Origin of the sequence: Arthrobacter sp. OV608 (assembly GCA_900110595.1) — a bacterium.
Classification (GTDB): Bacteria; Actinomycetota; Actinomycetes; order Actinomycetales; family Micrococcaceae; genus Arthrobacter.
On the sequence record FOEZ01000003.1, the window covers coordinates 213,334 to 226,045 of the forward strand.

Here is a 12,712-nt window from a genome sequence, read left to right on the forward strand (position 1 = left end):
GAAATTACGCCAGAGTGTGAGGTAGGTCAATAGGTGGTGCAACAGGAAACCAACTCGTCGTCGGTCACTGAGTGGCTGGACAGCCGGGTGCAGGGGAGGAAACTCGCTGCCCGCCAGATGCAGGTGATCGGCGTCCTCCGCTCGCAGCCCCGGCTTGCCTCCTACGGTTCAGTCAGCGACATCGCGGCAGCGGCGTCGTCGAACGCTTCCACGGTGACCAGAACGGCGCAGGCACTGGAATTCAAAGGCTGGGCCGACTTCCAGTTCGAGCTCCGCTCGCGGTTTCTGGCATCCCTGAGCGCCCTCGAAGTCGCGGCCGAGCACAACGGCCACATCAGCAGCCCTGCCCAGGCCGCCGTCTCCACGGACCGGGCCAACCTCGCCCACCTGGAGCGCACGCTGGATCCAGCCACCGTCCGTTCCATCGCTGAATTGATCGCGGGGGCGCGGCAGACCCTGATCGTCGCCGCGGGCAGCTACGCGATCCCGGGCAAGGCACTGGAGCACAACACTGTCATTGCCGGCTACAACGTCCGGCTGCTCGACGCCGACGTCGCCGCACTCACAAATACTCTCGCGCGGGTGACCTCGGAGGACCTTGTGATCGCGATCAGCCTGTGGCGGGTTTATGACAGCACTGTGCGGGCCATGGAGATCGCCCACAATGCGGGCGCCGCCATCGCTTCGATCACGGACAGCGCGGGGTCTCCCGTGGCGGAGCACGCCGAGCAGAGGATTGTCGTTCCCACTGAAGGCGCCGGCTTTTTCCCGTCGCTGACCGGGGCCGTCGCTGCGGTGCAGGCGATCGCCGTCGAACTCGCTTCGCTGGACCGGGAGCGGTCCAATAAAAACATCGCCGCGTCGGAACGGACCTGGGACCAGATGCGGATCATGCATCCGCGCTCAAGCTCCTAGGACCAGGAACGGCCTACCCGCCAGGAGGGACCAGCATTGCGCTGAGGGCTGCCCTCAGGCGGCGTCGCCCCGGCAGCGCATACAGTATGGACATGACCCACGCCGAGAACGAGACCACCATCAGCCGTTCACCGGAAGATGTCTACGCCTTCCTGGCCGACGGGTCGAACAACCCGGCCTGGCGTTCCGGAGTGCAGGCCATTTCACTAAAGAGCGGCCACGCCGGAGCCCTGGGTGCTGTCTACCGGCAGACCCTTGCAGGGCCAGGCGGGCGGTCCATTGACGGCGATTACGAGATCACTGCAGCGGACCCCTCCAGGCTTCTCGGCTTCCAGGTGGTCGCCGGTCCCGCCAGGCCAACCGGTGCTTACCACCTCACCCCCGTGCCGGGCGGGACGGCGGTCCGGTTCACCCTGGACCTGCAGCCGAAAGGACTCATGAAAGTCCTCGCTCCAATGGTCCAGCGCACCATGGAAAAGGAAGTCTTCCAACTGGCCAACCTCAAGGCTGTCCTCGAGGCCCGGTGAATCATGCCTCCGGCTGACCTTCCAGGGGCGAGACGTGGATCCGTGAAATCCGCAGCTTGTCCATCGCGGTGACGGTCAGCAGGTGTCCTGCCACTTCCACGCTGTCGCCCACCCGCGCCAGTCGGCCCAGCCGATCGATAACGAACCCGGCCACTGTCTCATAGTGCCCTTCAGGCAGTTCAATCCCGGAAGCCGAAGCGAACTCCTGAAGGATCAGCGCGCCGTCGACGTCTACTGAACCGTTGGCCCTGGTGACCTGGTCCTCGGGGTCCGCGCCGGCGTCATACTCGTCGTAAATTTCGCCCACCAGCTCCTCAACGAGGTCCTCCAGGGTGACGATCCCGTCCGTGCCGCCATATTCGTCCACCACGAGTGCGATGTGCTGGCCCAGCCTCCGCATACGTGACAGGGAGGGCAGCACCCTGTTGGTCCCCGGCAGTGGGAGGATCTCCCGGACGATGTCCCGCACCAGCCCGTCGTCGTAGTTTGCATCCCGGGGCATAAGGTCGCGCAGATGGATGAAGCCGAGGACGTCGTCGGGCGTTTTGTCGATGACGGGATAGCGGGAGTACGGGCCGTCCCGGACCATGTTGCGGGCTGCCGCGATGGTGAGGTTGCCGTTGATGAACGTCACCTCGGTTCGCGGGCGCATCACCTCCTGCAGCGAGCGTTCCCCGGCCCCGAAGACGTCCGAAAGGATGATGCGGCTGTGTTCTTCCAGCGCCTCGCTCTGGGCCACCATGTCCCAGAGTTCTTCCGAGGTGACGCTTTCCTGTTTGGCGTTAGGGTCGCCGCCGAAGAGCCGCACGACGGCGTCCGTGGACACGGAGAGCAGCCAGACGGCGGGCCGCATGATCTCGGAAAGGACATGCAGGGGAGGACCAAGGATCTTGGTGAAGCCGACGGCGCTCTGCATGGCGAGCCGCTTGGGTACCAGTTCGCCCAGCACCAGGGAGAGGTATGCCACGAGGAGCGTCATGCCGATGAACGAGGCGGGCTCTGCCGCGGCGCCGAAGCCGATGCCCCGCAGGAGGGGTTCGACGTCGGGCGCGATGGTCGAGGCGCCATAGGCCGCCGAGAAGAAGCCAGACAGCGTCACGCCGATCTGCACCGTTGAGAGGAAACGGTTGGGGTTCCCGGCCAGTGCTGCAATCCGGGCGCCGCGTTTTCCGGACTTCTCCATCCGGCGCACCTGGCTCTCGCGGAGGGACACCAGAGCCATTTCAGTGCCGGAGAAGACGCCGCCCAGCAGCACAAAGAAGAGGACCAACAGGAAATTGGCCAGGGTGTCGCTGTCCATGATCAGACACTACCCAATCGCGCTGCGGGTTGGGTGCGGACGGACCGTGCGCAGGCACACGGCCTGTCGGATCTAAGATCGCCGCGTCTACAGCCTGTCTGCCAGCGACCGGCCCACAGTCCTTCCGGTGAAGAGGCAGCCGCCCAGGAATGTGCCTTCGAGCGCGTTGTAGCCGTGGGCACCACCGCCGCCGAACCCGGCGGCCTCGCCGGCGGCGTAAAGGCCGGGGATGGGGGAGCCGTCCTGGCCGAGGGCCTGGCCGGTGAGGTCAGTCTGGATGCCGCCCAACGTTTTCCGGGTGACGACGTGCAGGCGCACTGCAATCAGCGGCCCTGCCGCAGGGTCCAGGACGCGGTGCGGCTTCACGGTGCGGAACAGCCGGTCCCCGAGGTAGCGGCGGCTGTTGTGGATGCCCGTGACCTGGATGTCCTTGGAATAGCGGTTCTGGACTTCCGCGTCGCGTTCCTCGATCTGGCGGCGCAGGTGCTGGTAGTCCAGGAGCGGTTCGTCGGTGAGGCCGTTCATGCCCTTGACCAGTTCGATCAGGTTGTCCGCCACCACGAAATCCGCGCCATGGTCCTTGAACGCTTCGATGGGAGCAGGGGCGCCTCGGCCCAGCCGGGCCTTCAGCAACAGCTTCAGGTCCCGGTTGGTGATGTCCGGGTTCTGCTCTGAACCGGAAAGGGCGAACTCCTTTTCGATGATTTTCTGGGTGAGGATGAACCAGGAATGGCTGTACTGCCGGATATCCGGGGTGGTCCGCAGCAGCTTGAGAGTGCCCAGCGTGTCATAGCCGGGCAGGCCGGGTGCGGGGAGCCGGCGGCCCAGGGCATCGAACCAGAGCGACGACGGCCCGGGCAGGATCCGGATGGCGTGGTCCGGCCAGACGGGGTTCCAGTTCTGGATTCCTTCCGTGTAATGCCACATGCGGTCGCGGTTGACCAGCCGGACTCCCGCCTGGTCTGCGATGTCCAGCATCCGCCCGTCCACATGCTGCGGCACGCCCGTGATCATCTTCGCTGGCGGAGTGCCGAGGCGCTGCGGCCACCATTTGCGCACCTGATCGTGGTTGCCGCCAATGCCTCCGCTGGCAATGACCACAGCCTGGGCGTGCAGCTCGAATTCGCCAGCAACATCCCGGTTGGAGGCGACGCCGCGCGGCGACGAATCGGGTGCCAGGATGCTGCCCCGCACTCCGGCGACCCTGCCGCCGTCGAACGTTAAACCGTCCACGCGGCGGCGGAAATAGAACTTCACCCGCCCCGTCAACGCAGCAGCCCGCGCCTTTTCGGCAAAAGGTTCGGAGACGCCGGTGCCCGTTCCCCACGGGACGTGGAATCTCGGGACCGAGTTGCCATGGCCGCCGGCCCTGCCATCGCCGCGTTCGGCCCAGCCCACCAGCGGGGTGAATTTGATGCCCTGTTCCTGCAGCCAGGGGCGCTTCTCGCCGGCCGCGAACTCGACGTAGGCGCGGCCCCACTGCTGCGCCCATTCGTCTTCGGGATGCTCGCCGCCGAGCCGGTCCCACTGCGCCGAGCCCTGCCAGTCCTGCCACGCCAGCTCAAAGGAATCCTTCACCCGAAGCCTGCGCTGCATGGGCGTGTCCACCAGGAAGAGCCCGCCAAGGGACCAGTACGCCTGGCCGCCCAGGTTTGCGCCGTTCTCCTGGTCGAGGATGGCCACGCGCTTGCCGGCCATGACCAGTTCGTTGCTGGCCACCAGCCCGGCAAGTCCACCGCCGATGATAATGACGTCCGCGTCCATCGTGGTTCCTCCGGTTAAGGCCGCCAGGCGGTCACGAAGCCGCCGCGGGAATGGTCGTGTGGGGGCTGCTCGGGCTTGGCGCGGTGGGCGGGGTCAGCCGGACTGAGCGACAACGTGCGCCCGTAGGTTACGCAGAGGTCCTGGACCGCGTGCCCTTCGCAGCGCCACCCTGCACCTGTCAACAGTTTCTCCGGGTCCGGCGGGTCGGCCCGGGCCAGGAGCTCGCTCATGGGCAGCCCGGTCTGCAGGCTGAAGTCGCGGAGCTTGGCTTCGAAGTCCTCTGTCTTGGGCAGCGGTACGGCACGCTCGATCACAGCTCGTGATCCCGGACCGGACAGCTCCATCACCTCCGCCAGCACAGCTTTTTGGGCCGCGGAATCGAGGTAGGGCAGCAGGCCTTCGAGGACCCAGGTGGTGGGCTGGCCGGCGTCGAAGCCGACTGCCAGGAGGAGTGCCCGCCACGGCTCGGCCAAGTCTGCGGCCAGGGTGATGAGCTCGCACGCCGGCGGCGGCGACAGGCGTGCGAGCACGCCTGCTTTGAAGTCCAGGACGTTGGCGTGGTCGATTTCGAAGACCTTGCTGCCCTCGGGCCAGGCCAGCCGGTGGCTGCGGGTGTCCAGCCCTGCCCCCAGAACCACAGTCTGCCCCGTGGCCGGCCCGGACTGGAGGAAGTCGTCGATGAACCTGGTCCGCACGCCGATGTAGATCGAAGCGAGCAGGAGAGGCTGCTGCAAAGGCGACAAGGCCCCGGGATCGGAAGGCCACGCCGTCGGGAAATCCACATGGGAATGGGCCGCCTCTACCAGGGCGGCAGCGAACGGGTCCTTCACCAGGGCATCGGGCCGGGAGGTTTCCACGGCCCGGCCCGCAGCCACGGCGAGGGCGGTCAAAGACACGCCCTGGTCCTCGAACTCCGTCATGTGCTGCCCCTCCTGCGGGTGGTCAGTTCTCCTGACACGGAGCCTACCCCCGGGGACTGACACTCTCCTCCTGCTTCGCTCACAGCATGGCGCACGCCACCCATACACCACGCTCCCCGCTCCGAAGACTATGTGAGCGAGCGCCGTTGAAAGGACCAACCGCATGAACGAGAAGAGCCGGAAGGCACTCATCAGCGTCCCCATCGCCGTGGGGGCGGGGGTGCTTATTGCCGTGGCCGGAAGCCAGGGCGGCTCCACGATGGGAGGACTGCCGGTGTTCGCGCTGGGGGTGGCTGCCGCGTTTGTGATCCAGTGGCTGGTGTTCGTTCCGTCCTACAAGGCGCAGTCGGAAAAGTTCTACGACCTCACCGGTGCCCTGACCTATATCGCCATCACGGTGTTCGTGGTGCTGGCCTCGCCGGGCGTGGATGCGCGCGGACTGCTGCTGGCGGCCATGGTGGTCCTGTGGGCGGTCCGGCTTGGCAGTTACCTGTTCCGGCGGGTGATGAAGCACGGCAAGGACGACCGCTTCGATGAGCTCAAGACTGACTTCGCCCGCTTCCTGAACACCTGGACCCTGCAGGGCCTGTGGGTGGTGCTTACGGCTGCCCTCGCGTGGGTGGCGATCACCTCGGACAAGAAGGTGGGCCTGGATGGGTTCTTCTGGGTGGGGCTGCTGGTGTGGGCGCTGGGTATCGCGCTGGAGACGGTGGCGGACGTCCAGAAGACCCGTTTCAAGGCCGACCCCGCCAACGAAGGCCGCTTCATCAACACCGGCCTCTGGTCCAGGTCCCGGCACCCCAATTACTTCGGCGAGATCACGCTTTGGGTGGGCATCGCCATCATCGCCCTGCCCGTGCTGCAGGGCTGGCAGTGGGTTGCCCTGGTGTCGCCGGTGTTTGTGGCGCTGCTGCTGGTCCGGGGCAGCGGCGTGCCGCCCCTCGAGGAGAAGGCGGACAGGAAGTGGGGCGGCCAGCCCGACTATGAGGCCTACAAAAAGGACACCCCCGTCCTGGTTCCGAAGCTCATGTAGCGGGCTGGGATCAGGGCGTACGACGGCGGCACCCGGCCGGGTGCCGCCGTCGCGGTTCTTTTGTGGGCCGGAATTGGCAGCGTTAGCTCGATCCGGGCGCGGCCCGTGGGTACGGTGTCCTCATGCAGAAGATATCGATTGATGCCCTGGCCCGCCAGCAACTCGAGGCGGCCGTATCGGAATCCAGTGGACGTGCTTCAGACACGGTGTTCGGCGGCCACGAGAAGAGGCTGCGCCAGACCGTCATGGCCTTCCGTGCCGGCACCCAGCTCAGCGAACACCTGAACCCCGGCGAAGCCACAGTCTTCGTGCTCAAGGGATCCGTGTGGCTGAAGTCCGGCGGCGAGGCGTGGCAGGGCAAGGCCGGGGACCTTTTGATTGTCCCGGACGGGATGCACAGCCTGGAGGCCGAGGAGGACTCGGCGGTGCTGTTCACAGCGGTGAAGCTGGACCGGTAAGCCACCGCCTCACCCCGCGGTGATCAGCTCACACAACACCGCTGCTTCGCTGATCCCGGGTTCCTTGGTGGCAGTCAGCAGCGTCAGGGGACCCTGCCCGGCAAGGGTGCGGAGATGGTCAAGGGCTGTGGCTGCGGCAGGCTCCTGGAGTTCCGTCCGGTAGCGCCGGCTGAACTCATCGAAAAGCCGGGGATCGTGGGCGTACCACTTCCGCAGTTCGGTGGACGGGGCTACGCCTTTGCACCAGTCATCGAGATGCGCCTTTTCCTTGGTCAATCCGCGTGGCCAGAGCCGGTCCACAAGGACGCGGGTGCCGTCTGCCGGAAGCGGATCGTCATAGATCCGCCGTACCCTCACTGGATGCTGCATCGCCATGGGCTGGCCTCCTTTGCGCGGCACCCCCCGTGTCGGTTGGTCCAATGTGGAGAAATCCCGCTCACCCAAACGCTAACTCTTCACTTGGGCCAGGGCTGGTGCCGGCGGGTTTCCGGCCGGGAACACCGGGCCGGCGAACGGGCGTTTGGCGCGCAGCTCCCCATCCGTTCCGTGGGGCCGGACCTGCCTGACCACCCAGGGGACAAGGTATGCCCTGGCCCAGGACAGGTCGCCCGCCCTTGCCTGGCGCCAGCTGCTTGCCGGCAGGCTCTTGGGCTCCAGGGGCTGCAGGGTGTGCGGGACGTTGAGGGCTTCCAGTACCGCCATGGCCACGGTGTGATGCCCCAGCGGCGAGAGGTGAAGCCGGTCAGGGTCCCACATCCGGGGTTCCCTGAGTTGGGTCAGCGCCCACAGATCTGCGATGAGTGCGCCGTGGCGGGCAGCGAGGGCGCGGACGTTTTCGTTGAAGATGGCCACCTTCGCACGGTTGCGGCCCAGGACCAGGGTGGAACCCCAGTCCGGTCCGGTGAACAACACGATCGTTGGGCCTGCCTGAGCCAGTTGGCTCACACCGGCCTCGAGTCTTGCGGCCAGCTTGTCCGGATCAGTGCCGTGAAACACCATGTCGTTTCCGCCGGCTGACAGGGTGACCAAGTCCGGCTGAAGGGCCAGTGCCGTGCCGATCTGCTGGTCCATGATCTGCTGCAGCAACAGGCCCCGTACTGCCAGGTTGGCGTAGCCGAAATTGGCCCGGCCCGCAGCCAGTTCTTCGGCAACCCGGTCAGCCCACCCCCGCAGTCCTCCTGCGCTGGCCGGTTCCGGATCCCCGACCCCCTCGGTGAAGGAATCACCCAGTGCCACGTACCGGCTCCACGGGTGCACGCCGTCGTCAGTCTGCAGGCTTCGGGCAACGTTCCGGCGCTCCGTGCGGGACGGCCGGGCGCCTGCTGGTCCATCATCCTGAACCAGACTCCGGGCAGCGGCTGGGCCACGCCACCTCATCGCCGTGCCTCCCTCCGGTGTGGAAGAACGTTCTTATATGGTGATAACCGTCTGACCCGCAATGATGTTCCCGTTCCTCCCGCCTAACGCCCTCAATCTCCTGCGGGGTCCGTGCACAGGCAATGACCCGGCGTGTGGCCTCTTGCCGGAGGCAACCGGATCTCCGATAGTTAGGGGAGATGTTTCGACCGTGAAGTGCTGTGGAAGAAGCCGAAGATGGCCAACGGGGATGTCGAGAATAACGCCGGCTCCGTTGGTCCCGGAGCAGTCACCCTGATTCAGGGGACTTCTTTCTGCATTTCGTCCTCCAACGGGGATATGGCAGCGGGCCTCCCTCACGGAGTGTTCTTCCAGGACACCCGCTTCATCAGTGATTGGGCCCTGAAAGTCCAGGGCCTGCCGGTTGAAGCGTTGTCGGCGAGTACGCCGGACCCCTTCCACGGAGTCTTCGTCGGAAGGGCCCGCAGGCCCGATCATGCCGATACCTCCCTCCTCATTGACCGGGAACGAAAGCTGGGAACAAGCCTGACGGAGGTAGTCACGGTGCATAACTACTCCCGGATTCCGCAGCACTGCCATGTGGAGCTGTTTGTTGACGCCGACTTTGCCAGCCTGTTCGAGGTGAAGGAAGGTAAGCGGGTTCCCCGGCACCGGTCGCGTCGATTCATTCAGGACGGAGTAACGCTGGAGTCAGTGCGGGATGGCCACACCCGGCGCATCGCCGTCGCCTGCCCTGGTGCCACGGTCGAGGGGGACAGGCTGGTGTTGGCCGCCACCATCGAAGCCCACGGGCACTGGTCATTCACCATCTCGGCCACACCCCTGCTGGAAGGGACTGCCGGGGAGCCGGACGCCGAAACAGGCGTGCCCGCAGCGGATGCCGTCCGCCGTGTCATGGAATGGCGCAAGTCCATGCCGACGGCCAACCTGCGGAACCGCTCGGTGGAGAAGATCATCAGGCGCAGCCAGGAAGACCTGGGGTCCCTTCGCATTTTCAACCCGGAGCACCCTGACCGGGCTGTGGTTGCTGCAGGTGCACCCTGGTTTATGGCACTGTTTGGCAGGGACAGCCTCCTTGCCTCTTTTATGTCCCTGCTCCTGGATCCTTCCCTGGCGAAGGGGACGCTCCTGACCCTGGCGGATTACCAGGGAACAAAAGTGGATGCAGCCTCCGAAGAGGAGCCGGGGAAAATCCTCCATGAAGTACGCCTCGGCGCCAGCGCCGGGCTCGCACTGGGCGGCAGCGGCGTGTACTACGGGAGCGTCGACGCGACCCCGCTGTTCGTCGTCGTCCTGGCCGAGCTGAGCAGGTGGGGGCTTGACGATGACGCCACCCGCCGGCTGCTTCCGGCGGCAGACCGGGCCATCCGGTGGATGGAGGACTGTGGTGACAGCGACGGCGACGGCTTCATCGAATACCAGCGGAAAACGGAGAAGGGCCTGCGCAACCAAGGCTGGAAGGATTCCGCGGACGGAGTGAATTTCGCGGATGGGTCCCTCGCGGAGCCGCCCATCGCCCTCTGCGAAGTCCAGGGGTATGCCTATGCCGCCTACCTCGGCCGGGCGCTGATGGCGATCGCCGCGGGTGACGGAGCGACGGCTGATGCCTGCCTGGCCAAAGCGTCCACACTTAAACGAAAATTCAACGACCAGTTCTGGCTCCCGGACCGCGGCTATTACGCGATCGCCCTGGACCGGGACAAGAAACCCGTCGACGCCCTGGCTTCGAACATGGCCCATTGCCTGTGGACCGGAATCGTTGATGACTCCCAGGCGCCGCAAGTGGTGGAACACCTGATGTCCCCCGAAATGTTCACCGGGTGGGGGATACGGACACTGGCATCGAACATGGGCGCCTACAATCCAGCCAGCTACCACAACGGATCAGTGTGGCCCCACGACAATGCGATCGCCGCCGCAGGACTCATGCGGCACGGCTTCGTCAAGGAGGCCCGGAAAGTGGCGTACTCCCTGCTGGAGGCGGCGGACCGTTTCGGCGGGCGGCTGCCGGAACTCTTCTGCGGACTGGACCGGGCAGCCTACCCCGACCCCGTCCCGTACCCTGCCTCCTGTTCCCCGCAGGCCTGGGCGTCGGCCGCCCCCGTCCAGCTCATCCGGACCCTGCTGCGGTTCGATCCCGGGCTGCCCTGGGACGAGGTCTGGCTTGCACCCACATTGCCCCCGCACAACACGTACTTCCACTTCGAGAATGTCCCCTTTTCCGGCGATGACAACCGGCTCTCAATCCACATCGACGGTGAAACAGTCAACGTCCGGGGCCTGCCCGAAAACATCAGGCTGCGTCGTGAGCCGCGCCCGCCGCTGAACGAACTGGTCAAGATGCGTTCGGCCCTGGCCACCGACTAAGACTGGCGCCGGCCTGGCGCGGAACCGTCACAAGCTATCCCTTCGCCGCGTACGCCTTCGCCACGGAACACGGGGGAGACGGCGTCGTGCGGCTGCGCCAGGCCCGGCAGGTAAGGCGCCGGCCTGTAAACGAGTACCGGCTACTCGTGCCGCACCCGGAGGGTGTTGCATAAGCTTGCTGCACAGCGCAGTTGAGATTCACGGCGCTGAGGTCTCCGCCCGTTGAACTTCCTGAGGGCATTCTCAGGTACCAGGCCGGGGCCGGCGACGAGAGTGTCCGTCTGAGACCACGGGCACCACCCCCCAGCCGTCGCCGGCTCCTTTCTTTGGGTTCGCAAGAGGCAGAAGCGTTAGCAGGTACCCGCCGCCGGATAGCCGTAAAGCACGTAGCCGGACGCCGGAAAACGGGTAAGCCCCGTGCAGGGTCCCGCGCCTAAACTGAGCCATGGATGCGATCCCGGCGGTGTTTCTTATTTTTGGTGTGGCATTGGCCTGGCTGGGCTTGACCGTATTCGTACTCCTCAGGCTGCGGCGCCGCAGGCATGGATCGTCGCTGGTAGCAACAGCATCCCCTCCTGCGGACCCCACCGTCAGCCACGTTCACAGGCCCTGGCGCCGCATCCACCCCGCAACGGACCACCCGCCGGGGCGGCGGCGCGGAATGGGTGCCAGGGGAATCCGCGGTTGAGTTGGGCTGGAGCGGGCCGGACCAGTACTGGGATGCAGCGGCTCGGAGTCATTCCAACGGTCTAGTGCAGGCTCTTGCGCTCGCCGACAGGCCGCGGGCTCTTCCACGTGGACTCGCGCGGGCCCGGCGGGTAGGCCGCCGTCTTCCCCGCCCAAGCGATCACCAGCGCGGCAAGAACCGGGACCGCAGCCGCCGCGGGAACCAGCAAAGGCCCGGCAATAACCAGCGAGGCCGAGCCGTAGAGGGCGCCGACAGTGATGCCCAGCTGGATGGTCAGGACCGTCAGCCCGTTGGCTGCGTCCTTGTTCTCACGGCCGGCCCGGAGGATGGCGGACTGGTTGTAGATGCCGATGGCCCCCAGCCCCGCGCCCCACACGGTCATCAAAGCCAGGGCGAAGAAGAGGCTGCCACCCACAAACGGCAAGGTAAGCATCGAAGCTGCAATTGCCGCCGTCGTAATCAGCAGCGAACGGCGCGGGTGGGAATCAACGGTCATGCCCGCGATCCAGATGCCCAGCAGGCCGGAGACGCCCAGGACGGTGAGGGAGAGGCTGATGGCGTAGTCCGGCAGGCCGGCTTCGCGGATGTACGGGGCGATATAGGTGAAGAGCGCGAAGTGCGCCAGGACAAGCAATGGCCACGCGATGGCCACGGACTTCACGCCGGGCTGGACGATGGCCGCGCGCATGGAGGGGCGGGCTTCGCCGGCGCCGCGCTTGACGGACGGGAGGAAGAAAAAGCCCAGGACCGCAAGGGCCACACCGAATCCGGCGAGGGCAAGGAACGCCGAGCGCCAGCCGAGGACTGTGCCCAGCGCAGTGCCAATGGGTGCACCGATTGCCAGCCCCAGGCTGTTGCCGCTGAACACAATGGCCAGCGCCTTGCCCACCTTGTCCGCCGGGACCACGCGGGCGACGTACGGGGCCATGGTGGTCCACAGGAGCCCGTGCGCCAGGCCGCCCACCAGCCGGGCCACCATCGCGAAGGTGAAGTCCGGGGCCAGGCCCACCAGGGCGTTGCTCAGGGCGAAGGTCAGGACAAGCGCCACCAGCAAGGGCCGCTTGGGGATGTTGGCCAGCAGCCGTGCGGCGGGCACCACGGTGACCACAATGACGGCGGCGTAGGCCGCGGCGAGGTAGCCGGCCACCGGTTCGGACACGTTCAACCCGGTGCTGATCTGGGGGAGCAGGCCGGACGGGAGCAGCTCGGTGGTGATGGCGGTGAAGGCGATGGTGGCCAGGACCATCATGGCGGCCAGCGGGAAACGCTGGGGCGCCGGCGCGGAAATCGCGGAGGACATTAAGGGGTGTTCCATTCAAGGGGGAGGGAGTGTGGAACCGGACGCTTCTGGCCTAACAGTTCC

At 66.2% G+C, this 12,712-nt stretch carries 11 protein-coding genes; 5 read left to right on the forward strand and 6 right to left on the reverse strand.

Annotation, left to right across the window (positions count from 1 at the left end):
* Positions 1 to 33 precede the first annotated feature (33 nt).
* On the forward strand, positions 34 to 915 hold the full coding sequence (locus BMX78_RS05810) for a MurR/RpiR family transcriptional regulator (protein ID WP_286138813.1): 882 nt from the start codon (positions 34 to 36) through the stop codon (positions 913 to 915).
* Between the two features lie 92 nt (positions 916 to 1,007).
* Entirely contained in the window at positions 1,008 to 1,442 is a 435-nt protein-coding gene (locus BMX78_RS05815; RefSeq protein ID WP_091417970.1) for an SRPBCC family protein, read from the forward strand.
* A gap of 1 nt (position 1,443) precedes the next feature.
* Here the strand turns inward: BMX78_RS05815 and BMX78_RS05820 are convergent, their stop codons facing one another.
* From BMX78_RS05820 to BMX78_RS05830, 3 genes are all read right to left on the reverse strand, one after another.
* On the reverse strand, positions 1,444 to 2,742 hold the full coding sequence (locus tag BMX78_RS05820) for a hemolysin family protein (RefSeq protein WP_091417545.1): 1,299 nt from the start codon (positions 2,740 to 2,742) through the stop codon (positions 1,444 to 1,446).
* An 87-nt stretch (positions 2,743 to 2,829) separates the two neighbouring features.
* On the reverse strand, positions 2,830 to 4,506 hold the full coding sequence (locus BMX78_RS05825) for an FAD-binding dehydrogenase (RefSeq protein WP_091417548.1): 1,677 nt from the start codon (positions 4,504 to 4,506) through the stop codon (positions 2,830 to 2,832).
* A 14-nt stretch (positions 4,507 to 4,520) separates the two neighbouring features.
* A complete protein-coding gene (locus BMX78_RS05830) occupies positions 4,521 to 5,426 on the reverse strand; it encodes an SAM-dependent methyltransferase (protein WP_091417551.1) in 906 nt (301 codons plus the stop codon).
* A gap of 163 nt (positions 5,427 to 5,589) precedes the next feature.
* Between BMX78_RS05830 and BMX78_RS05835 the strand changes: the two genes are divergently transcribed.
* Together BMX78_RS05835 and BMX78_RS05840 are read left to right on the forward strand one after the other, a co-directional pair.
* Positions 5,590 to 6,459 (forward strand): DUF1295 domain-containing protein, encoded by an 870-nt coding sequence (locus BMX78_RS05835; RefSeq protein WP_091417554.1) that lies wholly within the window; start codon positions 5,590 to 5,592, stop codon positions 6,457 to 6,459.
* Between the two features lie 122 nt (positions 6,460 to 6,581).
* Positions 6,582 to 6,917, forward strand: coding sequence for a cupin domain-containing protein (locus BMX78_RS05840; protein ID WP_091417556.1), 336 nt, complete (start codon positions 6,582 to 6,584; stop codon positions 6,915 to 6,917).
* Positions 6,918 to 6,926: 9 nt separating this feature from the next.
* On the opposite strand, the gene BMX78_RS05845 is transcribed toward BMX78_RS05840, so the two are convergent.
* Both BMX78_RS05845 and BMX78_RS05850 read right to left on the reverse strand, forming a co-directional pair.
* Positions 6,927 to 7,292, reverse strand: a complete 366-nt coding sequence (locus BMX78_RS05845; protein ID WP_091417558.1) for a DUF488 domain-containing protein — start codon at positions 7,290 to 7,292, stop codon at positions 6,927 to 6,929.
* Between the two features lie 72 nt (positions 7,293 to 7,364).
* Positions 7,365 to 8,294: an SGNH/GDSL hydrolase family protein gene (locus BMX78_RS05850; protein WP_091417561.1), complete on the reverse strand. Its 930-nt coding sequence runs from the start codon at positions 8,292 to 8,294 to the stop codon at positions 7,365 to 7,367.
* 216 nt (positions 8,295 to 8,510) lie between these two features.
* On the opposite strand from BMX78_RS05850, the gene BMX78_RS05855 reads away from it, so the two are divergent.
* Complete coding sequence (locus tag BMX78_RS05855) at positions 8,511 to 10,661, forward strand: amylo-alpha-1,6-glucosidase (protein ID WP_091417563.1); 2,151 nt, start codon at positions 8,511 to 8,513, stop codon at positions 10,659 to 10,661.
* A 749-nt stretch (positions 10,662 to 11,410) separates the two neighbouring features.
* Here BMX78_RS05855 and BMX78_RS05860 read toward each other — a convergent pair.
* Entirely contained in the window at positions 11,411 to 12,649 is a 1,239-nt protein-coding gene (locus tag BMX78_RS05860; RefSeq protein ID WP_091417566.1) for an MFS transporter, read from the reverse strand.
* Positions 12,650 to 12,712: the final 63 nt, after the last annotated feature.

Bases quoted from the DNA above. Each gene is read 5' to 3' on its own strand.
- BMX78_RS05815 (WP_091417970.1), top strand. From the start codon at position 1,008: ATGACCCACGCCGAGAACGAGACCACCATCAGCCGTTCACCGGAAGAT.
- BMX78_RS05820 (WP_091417545.1), bottom strand. From the start codon at position 2,742: ATGGACAGCGACACCCTGGCCAATTTCCTGTTGGTCCTCTTCTTTGTG.
- BMX78_RS05825 (WP_091417548.1), bottom strand. From the start codon at position 4,506: ATGGACGCGGACGTCATTATCATCGGCGGTGGACTTGCCGGGCTGGTG.
- BMX78_RS05830 (WP_091417551.1), bottom strand. From the start codon at position 5,426: ATGACGGAGTTCGAGGACCAGGGCGTGTCTTTGACCGCCCTCGCCGTG.
- BMX78_RS05835 (WP_091417554.1), top strand. From the start codon at position 5,590: ATGAACGAGAAGAGCCGGAAGGCACTCATCAGCGTCCCCATCGCCGTG.
- BMX78_RS05840 (WP_091417556.1), top strand. From the start codon at position 6,582: ATGCAGAAGATATCGATTGATGCCCTGGCCCGCCAGCAACTCGAGGCG.
- BMX78_RS05845 (WP_091417558.1), bottom strand. From the start codon at position 7,292: ATGGCGATGCAGCATCCAGTGAGGGTACGGCGGATCTATGACGATCCG.
- BMX78_RS05850 (WP_091417561.1), bottom strand. From the start codon at position 8,294: ATGAGGTGGCGTGGCCCAGCCGCTGCCCGGAGTCTGGTTCAGGATGAT.
- BMX78_RS05855 (WP_091417563.1), top strand. From the start codon at position 8,511: ATGGCCAACGGGGATGTCGAGAATAACGCCGGCTCCGTTGGTCCCGGA.
- BMX78_RS05860 (WP_091417566.1), bottom strand. From the start codon at position 12,649: ATGTCCTCCGCGATTTCCGCGCCGGCGCCCCAGCGTTTCCCGCTGGCC.